Source organism: Amycolatopsis silviterrae, assembly GCF_042684085.1.
In the GTDB taxonomy this organism is placed as follows: domain Bacteria; phylum Actinomycetota; class Actinomycetes; order Mycobacteriales; family Pseudonocardiaceae; genus Amycolatopsis; species Amycolatopsis silviterrae.
The window spans coordinates 86,088-109,912 of record NZ_JBHUKS010000026.1 but is presented as its reverse complement, the minus strand read 5'-3'; the positions used below and the strand labels follow the sequence as shown (position 1 = coordinate 109,912).

Genomic DNA, 23,825 nt, shown 5'->3' with positions numbered 1-23,825 from the left:
GCGCTCACGGCAGCAATCCGATGCCGGGCGCGCCCTCGTCTTCTTCGTCGGCCGCCGCGGCGGGTTCCCGCGGCGGCCCCATGTCGTAGGTGACCCCCAGATCGCCGCCGACGTCGTACTCCTTCAGCGCGGGCAGCACCTCTTTGGAAAGGAGCGAGAAATTGGCGTCGGCGATGTCTTCCGGCATGCCGCCGTAGGCCGGGACCATCAGGACCCCGCCCGCGTTCAGCCGGTCCACGTATTCGAGCACTTGCGCCGTGACCTGGTCCGGCGTTCCCCACACCTGCAGATCGGCGAGGAAGCTGCTGAAGCCCTCGATGCCGTGTTTGGCGATGTTGCGGCTTAGCCCCGCGTAGTACTCGTAGCCCTCGATGTCGGCGAAACCCACATTGTCGAACTCGTAGTGCTTCACCGTCGAAAGCGCGTAATTCTGCAGATAATGCTCGCGAATGTGCTGCGCCTTCTCCTCTGTGGGCGCCGCGCCGACGAACAACGCGATAATCGGCTTGGGCGGCTGCGTCCCGTTGATCTCGGCGAACCGGCGCCGGTAGTTCTCCAGTTCCCGCTCGACGGTGTGCCACGGCTTCTGCGCGATCACCATGATGCCGACGCCGAGCCGGGCGACCAGGTCGATCGATTCCGGGGAGATCGCCGAGGCGAAGGTCCGGCCGCGGAAGCTCGCGTACGGCTCGGGCCGGATCTCGACGCGCGGCTGCCGGTACAGCTCCCCGTCGTACTCCATCACCCCGGTTTCGAGTCCGGCGGTGACCGCTTCGGCGTACTCGGTGAACAGCCGGCGCGAATGCCCCATCTCGACCCGGAGACCCTCGAACTCCGTCCGGCCGAGCCCGCGCCCGATGCCGAGCAGCGACCGGCCGCCGGAGAGATGGTCGAGCAGGGTGAAGCTTTCCGCGACCCGGACCGGGTCGTTCCACGGCAGCACCGACACCATCGTGCCCAGGCGCAGCCGCGACGTCTGCCCGGCCAGCCACGAGAGGAACTGGGGAACGTTCGGAGTCATGTCGTAGTCGGTGAAGTGGTGTTCCGGAGTCCACACCGAGTCGAAGCCCGCCGCCTCCGCCTCCAGGGCGTAGCGCGTCTCGTGCCGGTAGACCTCGGCGTCGGTCCGGCTTCGCCCGAGATTCTGGAAGATCAGTGAAAGACCCGTGTGCATGGAGACCGCCCTGTCTGGCTGACGAAGCTAGTTCCGACTAGTCGGTATGACGTTAGAGAGGCAACACGCTCGAAGTCAAGGCCGCTCCGCAAGCCTTGCATACCGTCCGGTCGGTTGCATAGGGTGCTCGGCAAGGACCGGCCCGCGCGGTTTTCGCTAGCCGTCCTCCCGACGACCCGGCAAGGAGCCCGATCGTGACGCAATTCCTCACTCCCCCAGATTCAGGCGCGGCGAGCAGCGGTTTCGTCTTCGCTTCCGCGAGCGGCCCGCACCCAGGCACGACCGCGGACGAAGCCCGCGCCTGTGTCGAGCAGATCGCCGCGACGCTCGCCTCGGCCGGACGCGGGCTGGCGAACGTCGTCAAGGCGAACATCTGGATCGCCGACGAGGCCTTCCACGACGATGTCGCAGCCGCATATCGCGCGGCGCTGGGACCCGATTGCCGTGCGGTGCTGACGATCCTGGCCGCCGGAGTCGCCGGCGGTGGCCGCGTGGCGATCGATGTCGTTGCCGCACAACCGAATGCCGCTCCGGTCGCGCCTTTCGTCTACGCGTCCAGCCTCGCGATCGACGTCGCGACCATGCGCCGGGTACCGGAGGCCGCCACGATCGCCGGTGAGACAGCGGTGGTCTTCCAGCGCATCGGGAAGCAACTCGATGCCGCCGGACTGTCCGTGAAGGACATCGTCAAGACGACGACATACGTGCGCGACGAGTCCTACCTCGAGGAATTCGAACAAGCGTACCGGGAAATCTTCGCCTCCCAGGATTTGCCCGCTCGCTGCACGGTCCTGCTGGGACTGGCCGGCGACTGCCGGATCCAGGTCGAGGTCACCGCCGCGGCGTGACCGCCCGGCACTAGCGACGAGGAAGGGCTCTGCATGCTGCTGGAAACCTGCGAATGGGGAAATCCCGACGGCCCGCCGGTCGTCCTGGTGCACGGCGTGGGCTCGCACGCCGGGAGCTGGCGCAAGGTCGTCGACGAGCGCTGGGGAAAACGGTTCCGGATCATCGCGTTCGATCTGCGCGGGCACGGCAGCTCCGGATGGGAACCGCCGTGGACGCACGCCACCTATGTGGACGACCTGCTCGAATCGGTCGACGCGCTCGGGCTCGACCGGCCGGACTGGGTCGGGCGGTCCTTCGGCGGCAGGCTGATGCTCGACCTCGCGGCCCGCGCCCCTGAGCGGATCCGCCGGCTCGCGCTGCTGGAACCGGTCGTGCAGATCCCGGCCGAACTGGCAAGGCACCGCGCCGAACAGGAATTGACCGGCGGGGAATGGGATTCGTTCGAACAGTTCGTCGCCAGCCGAGAAAACCTCGGCCCGGACGTCGATGTCGAGAAGTTCAAGGCGGAGCTGGCCGACGAGTTCGACACCCTCCCGGACGGGCGGCTCAAGCGGCGCACCAGCCAGGCGGCCGTCGTGTCCATCTTCAGCGAGTTCGCCGCGCCGGCCCCGCCGCCGGAAACGCTCCGCGTCCCGGCCATGCTCCTGTACGCGCCCGCGTTCGGGCTGGTCACCCCGGAACAGCTTGAGGCTTACCGGCCGTACCTGGAGCAGGTCGTCGAGGTGCCCGGGCTGCACCAGATCCTGACCACGGCGTTCGACGAAACCGCGGACGCGGTGGAGAAATTCCTGCTCGCGCCGTAGTTCCCGGCCGTGCGCGGGTCGTTGTCCGTGAGGGGACCCCTGAGCAGATTCAATGCCAGGAACTTAAGCCGCGTGGCACCGCGCCTGTTGACCGTCCATAAAGGACACCAATACTGGCTAAATGCCCGATTGATACCCATGTGACCGGGTGCGCGGGGCTGTGAGGGACTCCCTGAGGGAATCTGATTCCCTTAGGGGTCCCCTCACGGACAACAAGAACCAGTCAAATGGTGGCGCGTCGGGCTTGGCGTCCTTTGTGGACGCTCAGCAGCCGGGGAGGCCGCACCGCTCAACTCCCTGGCATTGCCGGGATTCCCTCAAGGGGTCCTTCACGACCCTCCGGTCAGTCGTTGCGCAGCCCGCGTTCGCGCAGCCGCGGCATCAGGTGGTCCCGCATCTGCTCGACGCCCCGGTGCGGATCGAAGAAGCACAGCGCGACCTGCCCGACCCCCGCTTCGTGCAGGCCCGCCAGTTTGTCCGCAACCGTGTCGTAGGAACCGAACAGCTGGTAGCCGTGCATGCCGAGGCCGAACTGCGTGTAGCGGTCCTCCCCCAGACCGAGGTACCGGTCTTCGAGGTCGGCCTCGGGACCGAGCCCGGTGCGGATGATGTGGTTCCGCAACGCTTCCCGGTCGATCTCGTCGGCCATCCAGCGGACCTTCTTCTCCGCCTCGGCGTCCGTCTCCTCCATCACCACGTAACACATCGCGCAGATCCGGATCTTGCGCCCGTACTGGGCGGCCGCGGCGTGGATCTTCTCCGCCTTGGTGCGGTACTCGTCCAGGCTGCCGCCGGTGACGTTGCTCGCGATGAACATCAGATCGCATTGCCGGGCGGCGTAGTCGAACCCGATGTCCGACTGCGCCGCGCTCATCAGCAGCGGACGCGGCGAGGACTTCGGCCGCGGGCTCACTTGGGCTCCGTAGGCCTGGAAGTACTTGCCTTCGAAATCAATCGGGTGGTCCGAGGTCCACAGGTACTTCAGCAGCGTGGTGAACTCGTCGGCGATTTCGTACTTCTGCTCGCGGGACGGCTTGTCGCCGATGCCGAACTGCGCGTAGTCGTTGGCGTTCGTGGACGCGATGATGTTGACGCCCAGCCGCCCGCCGGCGACGTGGTCAGTGGCCGAGGTGATCTTCGCGAGCCAGAGCGGATGGACGCCGTAGCCGACGTGGAACGTCGTCAGCAGGCCGAGACGTTCGGTGATCGCCGCCGCGGCGGCGGGCGCGGTGGCGAAGTCCAGCGCCGAGTCGTTCCAGCCGATCTCGCCGCCGAACCCGCTCCACATCCCGTATTGCAGCTGGCTGTCGAAGCCCGCGGCCTCGGCCCCTTTCAGCAGTTTCGAGGCCGACGGCCATTCCCAGAAATCGCGCAGCCGCGCCGGGTCGCTCAGCACCGCTTTGGTGGCCGACAGGCCCGACCGCACGTTCCAGGCGAACAGAGACAGGTGCAGCGGATGGTCGCCGGAGAGGTCGGGCTGGCCGCCGGGATCGAACGGCCCCCGCAGCACCTCCGCCTTCTCGGTATCGGACTTGAGCTGACGGATCGACTCGGGCATTTCGCCTCCTGCTCGGAGTTTCGGATGGTTCCCGGCTCAGGTGACGTGCAGGCGTTCGCCGGGCGCGACGTCCAGCCGGTGGTGCCGAAGCGGTGCACGGCCTTGCACGTGCTCGACGAAGTAGTCCCAGAGCCGCTTCTGGTAGTACGGCTCGGTCGTGTAGTGGTGGTCGCGGCCGGGCAGCGGCAGCACGTCGAAGTCCTTGCCCGCGTCGATCAGCGCCGCCGTGAACCGCAGCACCCCGGGGGGCTCGACCTGTTCGTCGAGATCGCCGTAGACGATCGCCAGTCGCCCGGACAGCCGTGCCGCGTAGGTGCTCGGCGACAGGCGCGCGTAATTCGGCGCGATCTCGTCCGGGGTCCGTCTCGCGGAACGGCCGTCGCCGTAGTCGGGTTTGCCGAAATGCGGTTCGGGGACGTAAGCCGAGGAGACGCTCGGGTCGAGAGCGGGCGAGCTGGCGAAACCGACCGCGTAGAAGTCCGGTTCGAGCAGCATCGCCATCACCGTGCCGTAACCGCCGGAGGAATGCCCGCTCACGCCGACGCGTGTCAGGTCCATCCAGGGCCGGGTGCGGGCGGCGTCTTCGATCGCTGCGCGGTGGTGCTTGATCCCGAACCGGTCGCGCTCGCCCCAGGTCAGATCTCGGAACGCCCGCGAGCGGATCGGCGTGCCGGGGCCGTCGAGCAGAACGACGGCGAAGCCCATCTCGGCCAGCGAGTGCAGGCCGAACATGAACATGCCGTTGAGGCCTTCGAGGAAGCTGCGCGGCTGCGCCAGCACCTGGTGACCACCGTAGATGCGCTCCAGCACCGGCCAGCTGTCCCGTTCGGCGAACCGGCGTGGCTTGACGAGGACGCCCCAGACGTCGGTCTCGCCGTCGGCGGCCTTGGCACGGAACACCTCGGGAGGCGTCCAGCCGATCTCGTCTAGCCCGCTGGTGTCGGCGCGCGCGAGTTCGCAGACGTCCTTGCCGTCGGCGTCGCGGAGCATGATCACCGGCGGCAGATCTACGCGGGAGATGTTGTCCACGAAGTACTTTCCGGACGGAGCCAGGCAGGAGCGCAGATCCGCGGACTGCCCGCTGTCCCGGGTCACGGCGCCGAACGGGACTGCCGGGAACGCGTGGTCGGCGTCCTCCGGCGTCAGGCACTTCAATCCGGCGTTGGGTTCCGTACCGTCCAGGTCGACGCGGTACAGCGCGCGCAGGTAAGGGTTTCGCCCGGGTTCGACCCCGCCCGCGGTGAAGAAGACCTGGCGGCCGACCGTGCGGACGACGTCTTGGACGACCCAGTCGCCGTCGGTCACCTGCCGCGCCGCGCCCGTCGCGAGGTCGATCAGCCACAGATGCGGCCAGCCGGAAGCGAAGGTGAACCAGAGCAGTTCGTGCCGCTCGGGCAGATACCGGACGTTGTCGTCGTGGAACCACACGTTGTTGAACCGGAACATGTGGTCGTACTCGAGGTAGACCACGCGCGCCGCGCCGGTCGTGGCGTCGATCTCGACGGCCGCGGCCTGGTCCTGCGCGGTCGTGGACGCCAGCGCGACGATCGTGCCGCGCGCGGTCCACCACGCGTGCCAAGGAAGAATCCGCAGTTCTCCGGGAAGCGAACCGACGCGCACGCGCGAACCGTCCGCCACGTCGAGCAGATACCACTCCCACCGGGAGTCCTCGGCGTCGCCGCTCATTTTCCCGCGCACGTAACGCACCTTGGGCAGGACGTCGCCGTCGTGCGGGATGTTCTCGACGAACGGGTACGCCGTCACCGCGCGTTCATCGACGCGCGGCACGAGCGCACGGGTCCCGTCGGGGTTCCAGAAGCAGCCGATCGTGCCGGGCGGCCTGCCGGTGCGGTCGCGGTCGATTCGGTCGTCGGAGGCGTCCGGGGCCTCTGCCCAGCCGTAGTGCTCTTCGCCGTCGGTGGTCAACTGCCGTTCGGTGCCGGACGGGGTGCGAACCCAGAGGTTGTGGTCCCGAACGAACAGTTCTTCGCCACGCGGGCCGAGGAAACCGTTCAGGTCCGGGACCGGCAGTTCGGTGCTGCTGCCGTCGCGGGGCTCGATCCGCAGCCGGGCGCCGTCGACGGACAGGATGACGGAATCCCCGTCGTACTCGACCCCCTCGACCGGCAACCGCGTCGGATCCCCGCCCAGCGCCCGCGCCGCCAGTTCGTGGTCGAATGCCGGACAGCGCGCGCCGGTCGCAGCGTCGACCAGCAGGAACTCGTGGCCGTCGCGGTGCTCGTGCCGGAACCAGAACCGGTCTTCCCCTGGCAGCCAGGTCGGGACGATGAGCAGGTTCGTGGCTCGCTTCAGCAGCTCGCTCGGCCACAGCTGCGCGGCCCGTTCGTAGTCTTCCGGCCCCAGTGCCTGGTCGTCCGGCGTCATCGTGCCCCTTCCCGCTACGCGCCGACGAAACGCGGCTTCCGCTTCTCGCGGAACGCGGCCATCGCCTCCGCGGAGTCCTGAGTGGACTGCACTACCGCCTGCTCGGCCGCGACCATCGACAGCGAGGTCCGGAAGTCGAGGTGCTCGCCGTCGCGCACCAGGCGCTTGATCGCCCGGATCGCCACCGGCGGCCCGTCCGCCAGCCGCCGGCACAGCCGCGCCGCCTCCTCGGCCAGTGCCTCCGGACTGTGCACGGACAGCACCAAACCCAGCTCCAGCGCCTCGTCCGCCTCGACGAACCGGCCCGTCCACAACAACTCCAGCGCCCGTGCCCGGCCGACGATCCGGGGCAGCAGATGCGCACCGCCGTCCCCGGGTATCAGCCCGACGCGCACATACGCCTCGGAGAACCTCGCCCGGTCGGAAGCCAGCCGGATGTCGCACGCGAGCGCCATGTCCATGCCCGCTCCCACCGCGACCCCGTCGACGGCCGCGATCAACGGCTTGTCGAGTTCCAGCGCTGCGGCAGCGACCCGGTGCACGCGCTGGGCGAGCACTTCCTGCCGCGCCAGGGTCGAGGTGATCTCGGCGAAGTCGTCCAGATCGACGCCCGCGCAGAACGCGTCTCCCGCACCGGTGACCAGGACGACGCGCACGGCGGGGTCAGCGTGAGCGGACCGGAGCGCTTCGGCCCAGGCGTCGAGCATCGCGAGCGTGAAGGCGTTCTTGCGGTGCGGGCGGTTCAGCAGGATCGTGGCGATCCCGTCGTCCACTGTGTACTCGAGGTCAGCCATGCGGAGGTCCTTTCGCCGGTCACGAGCACACGAGCGGCCACAGCTCGCGCCGCCCGGCGCCCGTCGCGAGGTCGGTGAGCAGTTCGTCCCAATGCCGGACGGACCCGAACTCCGAGCGCCACGCCAGCGCCGCGGCAGTGAATTCGTGCAATCGGTGCTCGCGGGTAGTCCCGATCGCGCCGTGCACTTGATGCGCGTTCCGCACCACAGTGGACACTGCGTGTCCAGCGCACGAACGAGCAGCGGCGACACGGAATTCCAGCCGCGGGTCAGCCCATCCGGTACGCACAGCCTCCGTCAACGCGGCGTCGGTCGCGGCCCGCGCCAGTCCGGCTTCCGCCGCGGCATCGACGACAAGGTGCTGCACCGCTTGGAACTTCGTCAGCGGACGACCGAATTGGGTGCGCTCGCCCGCGTGCTGCACGGTCAGCTCGACAATCCGGTCGAGCACCGCGCACACCTGCACCGCACGCGCGAGCGCACCGCGGAGCAGGAGGCGGTCGATCAGTTCGTCCGACGCGGACACTCCGGGGAAGATCCCCAGGTCAGCCGTCACCCGGTCGCGCGGCTCCCCCGCGAGGTTCTCGCCCGGTTCGACGGTCAAGTTGGCCACGGCGGCATCGGTGACGCGCCACTTCCCACCGCGCCGCCACACCAGCACCGCGCGGTCGCACTGCGAGAGCCACGGGACGGCGGCCGCCGTGGCATCGTCGTCAAGCAGGCAGACCGTGCGCCGCGCTCCGTCCGGCTCGATGCCGACCTCGTCCAGCAGCCAGCACGCCAGCAGATCGTGTTCGGCCAGCGGCGCCCGCACCCCGTGCGAGGCCGCGGCCCGCAGCAGTTCGGCAGCCTCCGGCCACCCGGCTCCGCTGCCGCCGCGCGATGCGCTGCCGGTCAACCGGACGAGACCAAGCTCCTCCAGCGTGCGCCACAGCTCCGGATCGCCCGGCACCGGTTCGGCGTGCTCGGCCCGGTAATCCGCGAACACTGTCGCCATCAGCTCCGTCACGGACTGGTCGACCGCCATCAGCGCATCCCCAATCCGCGCGCGATCACGCCGCGCAATACCTCGTTCGTCCCGCCGCGCAGGGTGAACCCGGGACGTTGGACCACAGCCTCGTCGACCAGTTCCCGGAACTCCGGCGGCGAATCCGGCTCCGCGAGAAGATCGGCGAAGTCGGCGATGTCGCCCTCGGTCGTGGTGCCGAGCACTTTCACCACCGCTGCCGCGGTGTCGGCGGGTTCGCCTCGTTCAAGCGCACCCGCGACGGCCAGCGACATCTGGTGCAGCCCGGTCAGCCGGGCGACATACCGGCCGAGGTCCGGCCGCCGCGGCACGGCGCCGGCTCGCATCTGCTCGGCAGTCTCGGCCAGCAGCGGGAACGTCGACAAGAAACGTTCCGGTCCGCTCCGCTCGTAGGCCAGCTCCGAGGTCACCTGCTGCCAGCCCTCGCCGATCGTGCCGAACACCAGCTCGTCCGGGACGAACACCTCGTCGAGGTGGACCTCGTTGAAATGGTGCTCGCCGTTCATGGAGAGGATCGGCCGGATCTCGACGCCCGGCGACCGCAGGTCCACGATGAACTGGCTGAGCCCGGCGTGCCGGCGCTCCGGGTCTCGGGGGCTGCTGCGAGCGAGGCAGATGAACGCGTCGGCACGGTGCGCGCCGGACGTCCACACCTTCGTCCCGCTGATCCGCCAGCCGCCGTCGGCGCGCTCCGCCTTCGTTCGCACGCTTGCGAGATCCGAGCCGGAATCCGGCTCGCTCATCCCGATTCCGAAGAAGCACTCGCCGCGCGCGATCGCGGGCAGATAGCGGCGTTTCTGTTCCTCAGTGCCGTACTTCAGCAGCGACGGGACGATCTGCCGGTCCGCGATCCAGTGCGCCGCGACCGGCGCGCCCGCCGCGAGCAGTTCCTCGGTCACCACGAACCGCTCCAGATGGCTGCGCCCGTGCCCGCCGTACTCGGGCGGGACAGTCATCCCGAGCCAGCCCTTGGCCGCCAACGCCCGGGTGAACTCCTCGTCCCAGCCGGTCAGCCACGAATCGACCCGCGGCCGGTCCGGCCGCGCGGCGAGGAACTCCCTGACTTCGGCACGCAGGTCCCGCTGCGAGCGGCCGTCTCCGGACGGCGGGGGCACCAGCCTGGGCGGGGTCATGAGCACCGTCCTGTTCGAGGCAGCGGATTCAACAATCCGACTAGTTGGTATTGAAGGTAGCCGCGAGGCCGCTTCCCGTCAACCACAAGGGAAACTGCCCGCAGCGACCAGGCCTTCAGGCCCGCTTCTTGCCCTTCGGCAACGACCCCTGGCGCAAGCCGTCGACCACGATTTCGCCGAAAGCCTCGCCGATCTGCCGAGGCGTCATCGCGCCGCGCGGGTCGAGCCAGGTGTGCGCCCACGCCGCCACGCCGATGACCGCGAACGCCAGGACCCGGGGGGTGGCGACCGGCTTGAACGCCCCCGCCTCGACCCCCTGCTCGATCACCTGCGTGACGAGCCGCTCGAACTCGTCGCGCTTGCGCCCGATCGAGGCGAAGGTCTTGCTGGACAAGAACCGGTGCTCCTGCATGAAAATGGAGATCTCGGAGCGGTAGATGCTGATCGGCTCGATCAGCACGTCGGTCATGATCCGGCGCAGCACCTCGTCCGGCTCGCCGCCCTCGTCCAGCACCGAATGCAGCCGCTTGAGCTGGAAGTCGATGAACTGGTCGTGGATTTCGTGCAGGACGTCTTCTTTGGTCTCGTAATGGTAGTAGAACGCGCCCTTGGTGAGGCGTGCTTCGTCGACGATCTTCTGCACCGAAGTGGCGTGGAAACCGTCCCGTTCGAACAGCTTCAGCGAGGCGTCGACGAGCGCTTTCCGGGTGGCCTCCGGATCGCGGGGCGCCCTGGCCCGGCTCTGTGCGGCCGCGCGCTTTCCGGTGCGCGCCTGAGCGGCAGCCATCCCGTGCTCCTCATCTGGCCAACCCGGGCGGGTTGTGGATACCGACCGTTCAGACTGTAGCAGACGGTAACCGCTGACCAGGGGATCCCGGGAGCCCGCGCGCCGGGCGTCCCGCTCAGCCGAACGCCGCCTGCGCCTCGTCCCGGACCGGCTCGTCGGCGTAGCCGACCCCGATGTCGCCGCCGACGTCGTGCGCCTTGAGCGCGGGCAGCACCTCCCGGGCGATCAGGTCGAAGTTGGCGTCCGCGACCTCGACCGGCATCCCGCCGTAAGCCGGGACGAGAAGAACCGCCCCCGCGTCGAGGAATTCGACGTAGCCGAGCAGCTTTTCGACCACCTGTTCCGGCGTCCCCCAGACCTGGAGGTCGGCGAGGAACCCGCTGAACTTGTCGATGCCGTGCCGGGCGATGTTGCGGCTGAGGCCCGCGTAGTACTCGTAGCCCTCGATCTCCGCGAAGCCCACATTGTCGAATTCGTAGTGCTCGACCGTGGAAAGGGCGTACCGCTGCAAATACACGTCGCGCAGCTCCTGGGCTTCCCGCTCGGTCGCCGCCACCCCGGCGAACACGCAGATCACCGGTTTCGGCGCCTCGCGGCCGTTGATCTCGTAGAACCGCTTGCGGTAGGCAGCCAGTTCGGCCCGCACGGTCTCCCACGGCTTCTGCGCGATAACCATCAAGCCGATGCCCAGCCGCGCCATCAGGTCGATCGACTCGGGCGACACCGCCGAGGCGAACGTCCGGCCGCGGAACGACCCGCGCGGCTCCGGCCGGATGTCCACCCGCGGCTGGGTGTAGACCTCTCCCCCGTACTCCAGGACACCGGTCTCCAGCGCACTCGTGATCGCCTCGGTGTACTCGGTGAACAGCTTCCGCGACTTGCCCATTTCGACTTGGAAACCGTCGAACTCCGCCCGGCCGAGGCCGCGCCCGATGCCCAGCAGCGACCGGCCGCCGGAAAGGTGGTCCAGCATCGTGAAGCTCTCCGCGACGCGGATCGGGTCGTGCCACGGCAGCACCGACACCATCGTGCCGAGCCGCAGCCTGCTGGTCTGCCCGGCGACCCAGGACAGGAACTGCGGCACGTTCGGTGTCAGCTGGTAGTCGGTGAAGTGGTGTTCCGGCGTCCACACCGAGTCGAAGCCCAGCTCCTCGGCCCTCGCCGCGTAGCGCAGCTCGTGCGCGTAGACGTCGCCGTCGGCGCGCCGGCGCCCCAGATTCTGGAAGACCAGGGTCAGTCCCGTATGCATCTCGGCTCCCATAGATTCCGACTAGTTGGTATGTGAACCATAGGGCCTGTCGCGAACGGGCGTCAATGACGGGGTAGCTTCTCCTGAAGTCTTTCGTATCACGTTGGCAATCAACGCTTTCTTTGGCATCGCGCACTCTGGTCGGGTCGACCGGCGAGCCAGATCACTTCCCCTTCTTCGGACCGATCGGTATGTTGCCCAGACGAAGGCCGCTCCGGAAGAGAGGCGAAAACCGTTGCCGCAAGCCGTGATCGTTGACGCTGTCCGCTCGCCGATGGGCCGGGGGAAGACCTCCGGCGCTCTCGCCGCGCTGCACCCGGCCGATCTGCTGGGCCAGGTCCTCGCTGCCCTGGCCCAGCGCAATCGGCTCGACCCCCTCGATGTCGACGACGTGCTCGTCGGCTGCGTGACCCTGTCCGGAGAGCAAGCCGGAACCCCTGGCAGGCAGGCTGTGCTGGCCGCCGGCTGGCCGGTCGAGGTGCCCGCGGTGTCGATCGAACGCAAATGCGGCTCCGGGCAGCAGGCAGTGGAGTTCGCCGCGGCCGGGGTCACCGCGGGGCTCTACGACGTCGCGGTCGCGGCCGGGGTCGAATCGATGAGCCGGGTGCCGATCGGCTCGAACCGCCAGGGAGCGGACCCGCACGGCCCGGCGGTGCGCGAGCGGTTCCCGGATCTCGTACCGCAAGGCGTCGCCGCGGAACTGGTCGCGGCGAAATGGGGACTGTCGCGCGCCGAGCAGGACGAGTACGCGGTCCGGTCGCACGCCCGCGCCGCGGAAGCCGCTGGCAGCGGCGCGTTCGACGGAGAGATCGTGCCGATCGAGGCATCCGGTTCGCTGGTGCGCCGGGACGAATCGATCCGTGCCGGAACGACGGCGGCGCGGCTGGCTGACCTCTCCCCCGCGTTCCGCACCGACGAACTGGCCCAGCGCTTTCCGCACGTCGCATGGTCAGTCACCGCCGGAAACTCCTCGCAGATCACCGACGGCGCGGCCGCACTGCTGGTGATGAGCGACGAGAAAGCCGCCGCGCTCGGGCTGTGGCCGCGAGCCCGCATCGTGGCGTCGGCGGTGTGCGGCTCGGATCCGGAACTGATGCTCACCGGCCCGATCCCCGCGACGCACCGGGTGCTCGACCGGGCCGGGCTCGCCCTGGAAGCCATCGATGTCTTCGAGGTCAACGAGGCGTTCGCCGCGGTCCCGCTGGCTTGGCACCGCGAATTCCCGGTGCCGGAGGAAAAACTCAACCCGCGCGGCGGCGCGATCGCGCTCGGGCACCCGCTCGGCGCGTCCGGCGCACGGCTCATGACCACGATGCTGGCCCACCTCGAAGCGACCGGCGGCAGGTACGGCCTGCAGACGATGTGCGAGGCGGGCGGCATGGCGAACGCGACCGTCCTCGAACGGCTCGGCTGAAGGGAACCCGGACATGGAACTCAAGACGGCCTCAACTCTCGTCACCGGAGGCGCTTCGGGACTCGGCCGGGCGACCGCCCGGCAACTGGCCGAACGCGGCGCGGAAGTCGTGATCCTCGACCGGCCCACGTCGCACGGTGCCGAAATCGCCGCCGAAATCGGGCCGAACGTACGGTTCGCTCCCGCCGACGTGCGCGATCCCGAAGCGGTCGACGCCGCTCTCGATCTCGCCGAACAGCGCGCGCCGCTGCGAGCGGTCGTCCACTGCGCGGGCAAAGGCGCGACGGTGCGAGTCGTCGAAAAGGACGGCAGCGCCGGGTCGCTGGCGGACTACGAGGAAATCGTCCAAGTGAACCTGATCGGGACGTTCAACGTGCTCCGCCTGGCCGCCGCCAGGATGGCCCGGAACGAACCGGTCGACGGCGAACGCGGCGTCTGCGTGCTGACCGCGTCCGTCGCCGCGTGGGAAGGGCAGATCGGCCAGATCCCCTACGCCTCGGCGAAAGCCGGGGTGGTCGGCATGACGCTCGTCGCCGCGCGGGACCTCGCCCGGAAGCTGGTGCGGGTCTGCTCGATCGCGCCGGGCATCTTCGACACGCCGATCTTCGACCGGCACGGCCCGGAGGTGCGGGACAAGCTCGCCGCGACCGTGCCGCATCCGGCCCGGCTCGGCCGCCCGGAGGAATTCGCCCGGCTCGCGCTGGCGATCGTCGACAACCCGATGCTGAACGGCGAGACGATCAGGCTCGACGGCGCGATCCGGATGGCCCCGCGATGACCGGCGTGCGCACCGAAACCGCCGGTGCCGTCCTCGTCGTCACCATCGACCGGCCGGACGCCCGCAACGCGATCGACCTGTCCGCCGCCGAAGCGATCGCCGCGGCGATGACCGAATTGGACAGTCGCACCGACCTGAGCGCTGCGGTCCTCACCGGAGCGGGCGGCACGTTCAGCGCGGGCATGGACCTCAAGGCGTTCCTGGCCGGCGAGCGTCCGATCGTGCCGCACCGCGGATTCGCCGGGATCGTCGAAGCACCGCCGGAAAAGCCGATCATCGCCGCTGTCGAAGGCTACGCGCTCGCAGGCGGGTTCGAGATCGCCTTGGCCTGCGATCTCCTCGTCGCGTCCCGCACCGCGGTTTTCGGGCTGCCGGAGGTCAAGCGCGGCCTCGTAGCCGCGGGCGGCGGGCTCCTCCGGTTGCCGCACCGCGTCCCGCACGCCCTGGCGCTGGAATGGGCGCTCACCGGCGCGCACATCCCGGCCGAACGCGCCGCCGACGCCGGTCTGGTGAACCGGCTCACCGAGCCCGGGCACGCCATGGCCACCGCGCTGGAGCTGGCTCGGACGATCGCCGCCAACGCTCCGCTGGCCGTCCGCGCGACGAAACACATCATGACCCGAGCACGAGACTGGCCGGCGGCGGAAGCGTTCCCGCGCTCCCGCGAGATCGCTGTGCCGGTACGGGAATCCCGTGACGCGCAGGAGGGCTCCCGCGCCTTCGCGGAGAAACGCGAACCAGTGTGGGAAGGCCGCTAACCCCGTCCAGCGACGTGTGCGGCGAGCTGGGTGCGATTCGCCAGTCCCAGCTTCGACAAGATGTTGTCCACATGCTTCTCCGCCGTACGCACCGAAATCACCAGCATCGAGGCGATCTCGCGGTTCGTCATGCCCTTCGCGACCAGTTCGCTCACCTCCTGTTCCCGCCGGGACAGCGGTGCGCGGTCCGGTTCCGGAGCGGGTGCCGGTTCCGCCTCGCCCAGCGCATACGCGACCGCAGCGTCCACCGACATCGCCGCGCCGGACGCGTAGGCCGAACGGAACGCGCCCTCGGACGCGCGGCGGCGAGCGTCTCCCTCGCCTTTCAGGTGGTACACCCACATCCGCGGGATGCCTTCCAGCGCCAAACCGACCTTGCGCAGCAACGCGTCCGCGGCGCCGAGCAGGCGGGCCGCGCGTTCGGCGTCGCCCTCCGACGCCGCGATCCACGACATCGCCTCCAGGCACACCGAGTGGCCGAGCTGGTCCTCCAGCGGGCGCTTGAGCCGCAAGCTTTCGCGCTCCAGTTCGGCCGCGGCCGCGTAGTCGCTCTGCCGCCACTTCTCCACCCCGAACGCCCACAACGAGAACGAGCGCCACCACGCTTCGCCGATCGGCGCGGTCGTTTCCTGGCACCGCACGTGCCACGCCGAGGCCCGCTCGCTCTCCCCCGCCAGGCTCAGGGCCAGGCCCGCCTCGAACATCGAGTGGATCTCCCCGGTGCGGTGCCCCAGCGCGGCGAACGCCTCGACCGACTCCTCGAGCCGTTCGATCGCGAATTCCAGGTCCCCGCTGAACAACGCGAGCAGGCCCCGGGTCTGCGCGACGAACACCGCGAGGTGCGCGTCCCCCGTTCCGGCGGCGATCCGTTCGCCCTCCTCCAGCAGCGCGGGAACGACGTCGTGGTCGCCTTGCAGGATCGCCAGCCACGCGGCGAGCCGGAGCGCCCGGCCCCGGTCGACGGTCGGCTCGGGAGCCGCGTCGAGCAGCTGGCCGAGCCAATGCCTGCCCTCGCTGAGGAATCCCCTGGCGAGCCAATAGTTTTCGACCGCCCAGGCCAGCCGCAGCCCGCTCTGCCCGTCGTGCGCGAGACAGGAGTTCAGCGCGGCGCGCAGGTTCGCGTGCTCCCGCCGCAGCCGCTCCAGCCAGTCCGCCTGCCGCGGGCCGGGCCAGTCCGCGTCAGCGTGCACCGCGAGCGCCGCGAACCACTCTCGGTGCCGCCGGTCCAGCTCCGCCGACTCGGCCCCGGCGAGCCGTTCCGTGCCGTACTGGCGGATCGTCTCGAGCATCTGATAGCGCGGTTCGCGGGAGTCCGCGACCCGGGTCAGCACAGACTTGTCGAGCAGCGCCGCCACCAGGTCCAGCACCTCCGTGCGGTCGATCTCCCCGCCCGCCGCGACCGCTTCGGCTGCGTCCAGGCCGAATCCTCCGGAGAACACCGAGAGCCGGCTCCAGAGCAGGCGTTCGGCGGGCGAGCACAGGTCGTAGGTCCAGTCGATCGACGCGCGCAACGTCTGGTGCCGGGCCGGGGCCGTCCGGCTGCCCTGGGTGAGCAGGCGGTACCGGTCCCCCATCCGCGCGAGCAGCTCCGGCAACGGCAGCACGCGCAGCCGCACCGCGGCCAGTTCGATCGCCAGCGGGATGCCGTCGAGCAGCCGGCAGAGGTCGGCGACCGACCGCTGGTTCTCCGCGGTCACCTCGAATCCGGGCAGCGCGGCGGCGGCGCGGTCGGCGAACAGCGTCACCGCTTCGCTCTGCGCGACGGCCGTCGCGGTGAGCGCCTGATCCGGGTCCGGAGTGGACAGCGGCGGCACCGGCACCACGGCTTCGCCGGCGACGTTCAGCGCCTCCCGGCTCGTGGCCAGCACGGTGAGGCGGCCGCACGCCCGCAGCAACGCGTCGGCCAGCGCGGCGGTGGCGGAGACCAGATGCTCGCAGTTGTCGAGCACCAGCAGCGCCTGCCGGTCGCGCAGGTGCTCGACCAACGTGTCCAGCTGCCACTGCGCCGACGTCTCGCGGATCCCGACCGCCGTGTTCACGGTGTGCCCGATCAGCGCGGGCTCCTGCACGTCCGCGAGGGCCACCACGTGCACACCGTCCGCGAACGCCCGGGACACTTCGCGGGCGAGCCGGAACGCCAGCCGGGTCTTGCCGACGCCCCCGGTGCCGGTGAGCGTGACGAGCCGGGAACGCTCCAGCGCGTGCCGGGCGAGCGCGAGGTCCCGCCGCCGGCCGATGAACCGGGTCAGCTCCAGCGGCAGCGCCCCCGGCTCGGCGGCGTCTCCATCACCAGTCGGGCGGACCATCCCGGTAGTGTCCCCCACAACCGCGCCGTTGGCGACGGTCCGCCGCGGAATCGCCGCTGTGCTCAGCGTTCTTCCCGTCCCAGCACCAGATCCGCGGCCTTCTCCGCGATCATTGCCACGGCCGCGTTGGTATTGCAGGAGACGATTTCCGGCATCACCGAAGCGTCCGCGACCCGCAGCCGATCGATGCCGTGCACGCGCAGTGCCGGGTCGACCACGGAGCGGCCGTCCGTCCCCATCCGGCAGGTGCCGGACAGGTGGAAGAAGCTGCCGACCGCGTCGCGCACCGTCCGCTCCAGCTCGGCGCGGTCCATCCGCAGCAGCCGGCCGGTCCGGGCCTCGCCGCCCCATTCGTCGAACGCTCCGGTGCTGACCAGCCGGTCCGCTTCCTCGACCCCGGCGATCAGCTGGTCGAGGTCGTACTCCTCGCGCAGGTACCCGGGATCGATCAGCGGCGGCGCGCCGGGATCGGCGGATGCCAGCCGGACCGAACCGCGGCTGCGCGGGCGCATGTGGCCGATACCGAACGCGAAGCTGTTGCCCGCCGGCGCCTGCCACGGCAGGCGGTAGTCCACTTGGATCTGCACGATCTGCAGCTCCGGGCCGTCCTGCGCAGAATCGGTCTTGGCGAACAGGGTCGCCTCCGCGTAGTTGCCGCTCGGCGACGGCAGCGGCCGCTCCGCCGCCATCCTGATCCCGGCCAGCATCACGTGGTCCTGAAGGTTCCGGCCGACGCCGGGGAGATCCGCCGACGCGGCGACGCCGAGCGCGGCCAGCTCGCCCGCCGGGCCGATGCCGGACAACATCAGGAGCCGGGGCGAGCCGACCGCACCGGCGCACAGCAGCACTTCGCCGCCCGCGCCCGCCCACTCCGGCGCGCCGTCCCAGTCGTACTCGACACCAAGACATCGACCGTCCCGGACGGCCAGCAGCCGTACCTCGGCGCCGGTGCGCACAGTCAGGTTGGGCCGGTCCATCGCGGGCCGCAGGTACGCGGTCGCCGCGCTTTGCCTTCGTCCGTCCTGGATCAGCAGGTCGTGCAGGCCCGCCCCGAGCAGGTCGCCGTCGTTGAGGTCGGCGGCGACGCGGTGCCCCGCCCGGCGCGCGGCCTCCACGTGCGCCAGGCTGAGCGGGTGCGGCTCGGCGATCGGCCGCGGCCGGAGCGGTCCGCCCCGGCCGCGGTATGCGGGATCGCCCCGGGGAACGTCCTCGGAACGCCGGAAATACGGCAGCACCCCGGCGTAGTCCCAGCCTTCCGCGCCCGCGGCGGCCCAGCGGTCGAAGTCGCCGCGGCAGCCGCGGAGGTGCGCCATGACGTTGATCGAGCCACATCCGCCGAGCACGCGGCCACGCGGGGCCGGGACAGCTCGCCCGGTGGCGGCCTGGACGGTGGTTTCCCAGCCCCAGTCCGCGTCGCCGCCGAGCAGGCCCGGCCACGCGCCCGGGTCCTCGACGTCCGGGCGCCGCTCGTCGCCGCCCGCTTCGAGCAGCAGCACCGAAACGTCCGGGTTCTCCGAAAGCCGGGCGGCGAGCACGCATCCGGCCGTGCCGCCGCCGACCACCACGTAGTCGAAGGAAACCATCAGAGCCCGACCACGACCGTCTTCAGTTCCAGGTACTCGTCGAGGTTCTCCTTGCAGGTCTCCCGGCCCCATCCGGACTGCTTGTACCCGCCGAACGGCAACGCGGCGTCGACCGCCTGGTAGCAGTTCACCCAGACCTGCCCCGATTCCAGCGCCGCGGCGACCTGGTGCGCCCGTCCGACGTCCTTCGTCCAGACCCCGGCGCCCAGCCCGAAATCGGTGTCGTTGGCCAGGTCCAGCACCTCCTCGTCGGTGTCGAAGGGCACGACCGTCAGCACCGGCCCGAAGATCTCCTCGCGCGCGATCCGGGAGTCCCGCGCGACGTTCGTGAGCACGGTCGGCCGCACGAACCAGCCCTGGTCGCCCCAGGCTTCCCCGCCTGCCGCGACCTCGACGCCTTCGGACCGCCCGATGCCGAGGTAGCCCAGCACTTTCTCGCGGTGCTCGGGCGAGATCATCGGCCCCATCTCGGTGGCGGGATCGAGTCCCGGGCCGAGTTTGATGCTGCGCGCCCGGTCGGCCAGGCCCGCCACGACGTCGTCGTACACGCTGCGGTGCGCGTACAGCCGCGAACCGGCGATGCAGCTTTCGCCCTGGCAGGAGAAAATGGCCAGCCCCGCGGTCGCGATCGCGGCGGGCAGGTCGGCGTCGCCGAAGATGATGTTCGGGGATTTCCCGCCCAGTTCGAGAGAAACCCGCTTCAACGTGTCCGTCGCCGCCCGCGCGATGGCTTTGCCGGTGGCCACGGATCCGGTGAAGGTGATCTTGTCGACCCCGCGGTGCTCGACCAGCGCCGCCCCGGCTGTCTCGCCGTACCCGCTGACGTAGTTGAAGACGCCCTCGGGAATCCCCGCCTCGAGCACCAGCTCAGCCAAAAGCGCGATCGACAACGGCGTCTGTTCCGCGGGCTTGACCACGATGGTGTTGCCGGTCGCCAGCGCCGGAGCGAGCTTCTTGACCGCCATCATCAACGGCAGGTTCCACGGCACGATCGCGCCCACGACGCCGACCGGCTCGCGGCGGGTGTATGCGTGGTACGGGCCGCCGAAATTCGTCGGGAAGGACACCGGGATGGTGTCGCCGGTGATCTTCGTCGGCCAGCCCGCGTAGTAGCGGAGGATCTCCACCGAGAACGGAACGTCCACGAAGCGCGCCTCGGTGATCGGCATCCCGACGTCCAGCGCTTCGAGCGCGGCCAGCTCGTCCGCGCGCGCTTCGACGAGATCCGCCAAGCGCCACAACAGCTTACCTCGCTCCTGCGGCGTCATCAGCCGCCACGGCCCGGTCAGCGCGGCGCGGGCCGCCGAGACCGCGCGGTCCACATCGGACGCGTCCGCCGCCGGGGCGTCGACCAGCGCCTGGCCGGTCGAGGGATCGCGCACCGCGAGGCTCTGCCCGGAACTCGCCTCGGCCCAGTCGCCGCCGATGAGCATCCGGCGAGCCTTTTCGACATTCGTGCGAAGGGACGCGGGCAGGGTTTCAGTCGTTGTCGCCATGGTTTCCGTCCTTCTCGGCAGTGGGAACCGGGGGCGCGGCAACTGCCGCGCCCCCGGCGGATCAGGCGGGCTGCGCGGTCTTGCGCGGCGCGGTGAAGTTCTTCATCCGCGGGAACACCTCGCGGCCCATGCGCTTGATGTCCTCGACGTAGTCCGGGAAGATCAGCATGTAGCCCGCGACGTCGATCTCGGCCCATTCGTCCAGCTGGCGGGCGATGCTCTCCGGCGATCCGGTGATGAAGTCCGTCGACATCTGCACCGAACCCTTGCGGTCCATGCTGGCCAGGATCTCCGAGGTGCCGCCCTCCGCGGAGTCGGTGAGCGCGCCGCCGATCATGTACTCGATCGCCTTCATGTCGGCGTTGTCGACGTAGTTCTGCAGTTTCGCCTCGGCCTCCTCGTCGGTGTCGGCCATGACGACGCCAAGCGCCACGTACGGGCGGATGGTGCGCCCCGCCTCGTCCATCTGGCCGTTGAACCGGTCCACGACCTCGCGCAGCGCGTCCTGCCCGCCCCAGGCCAGCCGGAAGGAGTAGTCCGCGTAGCGGGTGGTGAACTCGATCGCGTCGTCGGAGGTCCCCGCGCACACGATGTTCATGGGGTGGTCCGGTTTCGGGCCCATCCGCAGGTCCTCGTACTGGAAGTACTCGCCCTGGAAGTTCGAGACGCCCTTCTCCCACAGCTCGCGCACGACCTGGCAGTACTCGCCCGCGTACTGCCAGCGGTAGGAGTTGTACTCGTAGCCCGGCCAGACCTTCATCGTCTCCAGTTCGCGCGGATGCCAGCCGCCGGGGACGATGTTGAGCGAGAACCGGCCGTCCGAGATCGAGTCGATGGTCATCGCCATCCGGGCCGCGATCGCCGGGTGGATCGCGAGGATGTTCACCGAGCCGACCAGCTTCATGTCGGTGGTGTCCCGGGCGAGCGCGGCCATCTGGGTCATCGATTCCAGCGCGTCGTCCCAGAATCCGGTGGTGCCGCCGTGCCCGCGCAGCGCCGAAAGCGACAGCGCGAACGAGAACCCGTTGTCCTCGCCGGTGGTGATGATCTCCCGCATGTGGTCGTACGTCGGCGAGTACTGGGGTGCGGTCTCGGACATGAGGTAGCCGTTGCGGGCGCTGGGGATGAAGATGCCGAATTCCATGTCAGGGATTCCTCTCTTGTTGATCGCGGGGTCGTTACGGCAGTGCGACGGCCGCTTGCTCCACTTCGGACTGTGCTGAGGCCGGATAGGCGGCTTCGCCGAGGACGGCGTGGTCGAGCGCGCTGTCCAGCCCCTGGTCGACCCGCTCGTCCCGCAAACCGATCGTCTTCTCCACGGCGAGGACCACAACGAACGCGCTGGCCAGTCCGAGCACCAGGAACACGAGCACACCGAGCGCCTGGTGCCCGATGCCGACCGACGCGTGCTGCGGCGCGTACGCCCCGGCGAGGCCGAAGTACCCGCCCTGTTTGACGCCGGAGGCGAACACCGCCGTCATCAGCGCGCTGTAGACACCGGGGCCGAGGGTCAGCGGGACTACCTTGATGTCGTCGAGGCGCCAGCCGTTCATCAGCCGGTACCCGCCGACCACGATCAGCGGCGCGAAGAACGCGGTGAGCCCGGCCTGCCACGGCTTGGCGACGTCGAGCAGCGCGGACACCGCGATCCAGCCCGCGACCGGCGACACCAGCAGGAAGTACGGGCTCTTTCCGACCTTCCACGCGAGCAGGCCGCCGAGCACGGCGAAGGCGAACGCCATCATCAGGTTCGTGACGATCACGCCCATGCCGGTCTCGTTCAGCGTGATGCCGAAATACCCGGAACCCGGCACCAGGTACCCGTTGAGCAGCGCGTATCCGCACAGCCCGGCGAGGAACAGGAACAGCCCTGCCACGGTGAAGACCAGGTTGTGCGGCATCGGCGGCTCGCTCGCCCGGCCGCCGAACACGCCGGCCCTCGGCTTCGCCCGCCACACCAGCACGAGCGCCCAGCACCCGAGCAAGATGTAGAAGAAGGCACCGCCGAAGTCGTGCGTTCCCGCGTTCGACAGCGGCCCGACCGAACCGTACACGAGGTAACCGGCGAACGGGATCACGAGCGCGCCGAACACCAGCGTGACCGCCGACAGCCCGGCCGTCTTGACCCGCTCGATCACCGAGCCCGCGAGCAGAGCCGCGAAGAACGCGGCGAACAGGATGAACACCGCGAAGAACGCCTGGAACGAGTCCGCGCCCGGCATCGTCGCCGGATCGAGGTGCTGCGGATAGGTGTTGATGCCGGGTCCGCCGAGCCACCAGGATTTCAGCGCCTCCCCGAACGGATTCGGGACGCCGAACGCCTGGGCGAACTGGGTGTCCCAGATCGCGAACCCGGCGATCGACATCCCCGCCGACGGCGAACATGATCGCGATCAGGCCGACGACGTAGAGGATCGTGGGCACCTGCGCGTTCAGCGAGACTTGGTTGTCGTACATGGCTTGGTTCTCCGCTCATGAAGAGAGCAACAGGTCGAACGGCCGGTCGTACAGGACGGCTTCCACCACCTCCCGCGGGATCGGCAACGGCAGGTCCAGGTCGGCGACGGCGAGGAACTGATCGGCCGCCTCGCGGGGGTCGAACGAGGGGAAGTCCGAGCCGAAGAGGAGCCGGTCGGTCACGTGGCCCTCGATCGCCAGCCGCAAGCCGTTGTACAGCTGCCAGGTCTTGACCGGCAGCGTCGAGACATCCGCGTACACGTTGGGGTTCTTCATCATCAGTTCGACCGCTTCGTGGGTCCACGGCTTGCCGAAGTGGGCGAGCAGGATCTTCGTCCCGCGGAACTCCCGCGCGACCTTGTCCAGCAGCATCGGATAGGCGAATTCGTTGCAGCCGTCCGGGGCGAACACGCTCGCCTGGTGGAACATCAGGAAGATCCCCAGGTCCGCGGCCGTCCGGTAGACCTCGAACGCTTCGGCGCAGTGCGGGTGGAAGCCTTGGTACGGCGGGGAAAGCTTCACTCCCTGCAGTCCGTGCGTCTCCACCGCGCGGCGCAGTTCGGCGGCCGCGCCCGGCTGGGTCGGGTCGACGCTGCCGACGCCGATCGCCCGGTCGCGGTTGGCCGCGAAGTACTCGCCCACGTAGTCGTTCGGCACGTGCATGCCCATCCGGGCGACCTGGAGACCCAGCACGAGGAACCGGTCGGCGCCGCTGGCCCGCATGACCCGGCTGTGCTCGTCGAGGTCGGCCTCGCCGAACCCGGGCCGTCCCACCAGTTCCACGCCCCGCTCCGTCCACACCGGACCGAGGTGCTCGGGCCGGTAGACGTGCGTGTGCCAGTCGGTGAACGGACGATCCGGCATGTCAGGCCGCCTCGTCGCCCGGGAGGACGGCGATCGCCTCGATCTCCACCCGGCAGCCGCCCGCGATCCCGACCACGAACGTCGCGCGCGCCGGGAACGGGCCCGGGGCGAACACTTCGGTGTAGGCCTCCCAGAACTCCTTGCGACAGGAGTCGTCCGCGAGGTAGCAGGTGGTCTTCACGATGTCGGACAGGCCGCACCCGGCGGCTTCCAGTACGCCCTTGATCTCGTCGAGCGCGATCCTGGTCTCGTCGGCGATCGACTTCGCCTCGTCCTTGCGCCGCAGCGTTTCGAGGTCGAGGGCCATTCCGCCCGCGAAGACGAGATCGCGCGTCGCGACGCCGGGGTTCATGCCGTAGCGCGGGTAGGGCAGGTTTTCCGGGTTGAGGTATTCCGGCACGGGTTCTTCC

Annotated in this window: 20 protein-coding genes; 5 read left to right on the top strand and 15 right to left on the bottom strand. The window is 69.7% G+C overall.

Annotated features, from left to right (window positions below):
- Nucleotides 1-4: 4 nt before the first annotated feature.
- A complete protein-coding gene (locus ACFSVL_RS31975) occupies nucleotides 5-1,174 on the bottom strand; it encodes an LLM class flavin-dependent oxidoreductase (RefSeq protein WP_378309406.1) in 1,170 nt (389 codons plus the stop codon).
- A gap of 194 nt (nucleotides 1,175-1,368) precedes the next feature.
- Between ACFSVL_RS31975 and ACFSVL_RS31970 the strand changes: the two genes are divergently transcribed.
- Entirely contained in the window at nucleotides 1,369-2,022 is a 654-nt protein-coding gene (locus tag ACFSVL_RS31970) for a RidA family protein (RefSeq protein WP_378309405.1), read from the top strand.
- Between the two features lie 33 nt (nucleotides 2,023-2,055).
- Nucleotides 2,056-2,826, top strand: coding sequence for an alpha/beta fold hydrolase (locus ACFSVL_RS31965; protein WP_378309403.1), 771 nt, complete (start codon nucleotides 2,056-2,058; stop codon nucleotides 2,824-2,826).
- Between the two features lie 343 nt (nucleotides 2,827-3,169).
- On the opposite strand, the gene ACFSVL_RS31960 is transcribed toward ACFSVL_RS31965, so the two are convergent.
- The 7 genes from ACFSVL_RS31960 to ACFSVL_RS31930 all read right to left on the bottom strand — a co-directional run bounded on the left by ACFSVL_RS31960 (nucleotide 3,170) and on the right by ACFSVL_RS31930 (nucleotide 11,759).
- Complete coding sequence (locus ACFSVL_RS31960; RefSeq protein ID WP_378309401.1) at nucleotides 3,170-4,384, bottom strand: LLM class flavin-dependent oxidoreductase; 1,215 nt, start codon at nucleotides 4,382-4,384, stop codon at nucleotides 3,170-3,172.
- A 36-nt stretch (nucleotides 4,385-4,420) separates the two neighbouring features.
- Complete coding sequence (locus ACFSVL_RS31955) at nucleotides 4,421-6,769, bottom strand: S9 family peptidase (protein WP_378309400.1); 2,349 nt, start codon at nucleotides 6,767-6,769, stop codon at nucleotides 4,421-4,423.
- Between the two features lie 14 nt (nucleotides 6,770-6,783).
- Nucleotides 6,784-7,563 (bottom strand): enoyl-CoA hydratase/isomerase family protein, encoded by a 780-nt coding sequence (locus ACFSVL_RS31950; RefSeq protein ID WP_378309398.1) that lies wholly within the window; start codon nucleotides 7,561-7,563, stop codon nucleotides 6,784-6,786.
- A 19-nt stretch (nucleotides 7,564-7,582) separates the two neighbouring features.
- Nucleotides 7,583-8,590 (bottom strand): acyl-CoA dehydrogenase family protein, encoded by a 1,008-nt coding sequence (locus tag ACFSVL_RS31945; RefSeq protein ID WP_378309396.1) that lies wholly within the window; start codon nucleotides 8,588-8,590, stop codon nucleotides 7,583-7,585.
- Nucleotides 8,590-9,723, bottom strand: a complete 1,134-nt coding sequence (locus tag ACFSVL_RS31940; RefSeq protein WP_378309394.1) for an acyl-CoA dehydrogenase family protein — start codon at nucleotides 9,721-9,723, stop codon at nucleotides 8,590-8,592. Before ACFSVL_RS31940 ends, ACFSVL_RS31945 begins: the two co-directional genes overlap by 1 nt.
- Before the next feature lie 115 nt (nucleotides 9,724-9,838).
- Nucleotides 9,839-10,510, bottom strand: a complete 672-nt coding sequence (locus tag ACFSVL_RS31935) for a TetR family transcriptional regulator (protein ID WP_378309392.1) — start codon at nucleotides 10,508-10,510, stop codon at nucleotides 9,839-9,841.
- Nucleotides 10,511-10,625: 115 nt separating this feature from the next.
- On the bottom strand, nucleotides 10,626-11,759 hold the full coding sequence (locus tag ACFSVL_RS31930; protein ID WP_378309390.1) for an LLM class flavin-dependent oxidoreductase: 1,134 nt from the start codon (nucleotides 11,757-11,759) through the stop codon (nucleotides 10,626-10,628).
- A gap of 235 nt (nucleotides 11,760-11,994) precedes the next feature.
- Between ACFSVL_RS31930 and ACFSVL_RS31925 the strand changes: the two genes are divergently transcribed.
- The 3 genes from ACFSVL_RS31925 to ACFSVL_RS31915 are packed head-to-tail and all read left to right on the top strand — an operon-like array spanning nucleotide 11,995 to nucleotide 14,709.
- Nucleotides 11,995-13,173, top strand: a complete 1,179-nt coding sequence (locus ACFSVL_RS31925) for a thiolase family protein (RefSeq protein WP_378309388.1) — start codon at nucleotides 11,995-11,997, stop codon at nucleotides 13,171-13,173.
- 13 nt (nucleotides 13,174-13,186) lie between these two features.
- Nucleotides 13,187-13,951 carry an SDR family NAD(P)-dependent oxidoreductase gene (locus ACFSVL_RS31920; protein WP_378309386.1) on the top strand — a complete coding sequence of 255 codons (765 nt, stop codon included), beginning with the start codon at nucleotides 13,187-13,189 and terminating at the stop codon, nucleotides 13,949-13,951.
- Nucleotides 13,948-14,709, top strand: a complete 762-nt coding sequence (locus ACFSVL_RS31915) for a crotonase/enoyl-CoA hydratase family protein (protein WP_378309384.1) — start codon at nucleotides 13,948-13,950, stop codon at nucleotides 14,707-14,709. Before ACFSVL_RS31920 ends, ACFSVL_RS31915 begins: the two co-directional genes overlap by 4 nt.
- On the opposite strand, the gene ACFSVL_RS31910 is transcribed toward ACFSVL_RS31915, so the two are convergent.
- From ACFSVL_RS31910 to ACFSVL_RS31880, 7 genes are all read right to left on the bottom strand, one after another.
- The gene (locus tag ACFSVL_RS31910; RefSeq protein WP_378309382.1) at nucleotides 14,706-17,015 is read right to left on the bottom strand and encodes an ATP-binding protein; all 2,310 of its coding nucleotides are present in this window, start codon (nucleotides 17,013-17,015) and stop codon (nucleotides 14,706-14,708) included. The genes ACFSVL_RS31915 and ACFSVL_RS31910 overlap by 4 nt on opposite strands.
- 62 nt (nucleotides 17,016-17,077) lie before the next feature.
- Nucleotides 17,078-18,598 carry a GMC family oxidoreductase gene (locus tag ACFSVL_RS31905; RefSeq protein WP_378309381.1) on the bottom strand — a complete coding sequence of 507 codons (1,521 nt, stop codon included), beginning with the start codon at nucleotides 18,596-18,598 and terminating at the stop codon, nucleotides 17,078-17,080.
- Complete coding sequence (locus ACFSVL_RS31900) at nucleotides 18,598-20,094, bottom strand: aldehyde dehydrogenase family protein (protein WP_378309380.1); 1,497 nt, start codon at nucleotides 20,092-20,094, stop codon at nucleotides 18,598-18,600. Before ACFSVL_RS31900 ends, ACFSVL_RS31905 begins: the two co-directional genes overlap by 1 nt.
- A 61-nt stretch (nucleotides 20,095-20,155) precedes the next feature.
- Nucleotides 20,156-21,238: an LLM class flavin-dependent oxidoreductase gene (locus ACFSVL_RS31895; protein WP_378309378.1), complete on the bottom strand. Its 1,083-nt coding sequence runs from the start codon at nucleotides 21,236-21,238 to the stop codon at nucleotides 20,156-20,158.
- A 34-nt stretch (nucleotides 21,239-21,272) separates the two neighbouring features.
- Nucleotides 21,273-22,460 carry a hypothetical protein gene (locus ACFSVL_RS31890; RefSeq protein ID WP_378309377.1) on the bottom strand — a complete coding sequence of 396 codons (1,188 nt, stop codon included), beginning with the start codon at nucleotides 22,458-22,460 and terminating at the stop codon, nucleotides 21,273-21,275.
- Between the two features lie 106 nt (nucleotides 22,461-22,566).
- On the bottom strand, nucleotides 22,567-23,415 hold the full coding sequence (locus tag ACFSVL_RS31885) for an amidohydrolase family protein (RefSeq protein ID WP_354741970.1): 849 nt from the start codon (nucleotides 23,413-23,415) through the stop codon (nucleotides 22,567-22,569).
- Nucleotide 23,416: 1 nt separating this feature from the next.
- Nucleotides 23,417-23,815 carry a RidA family protein gene (locus tag ACFSVL_RS31880; RefSeq protein WP_378309375.1) on the bottom strand — a complete coding sequence of 133 codons (399 nt, stop codon included), beginning with the start codon at nucleotides 23,813-23,815 and terminating at the stop codon, nucleotides 23,417-23,419.
- Nucleotides 23,816-23,825: the final 10 nt, after the last annotated feature.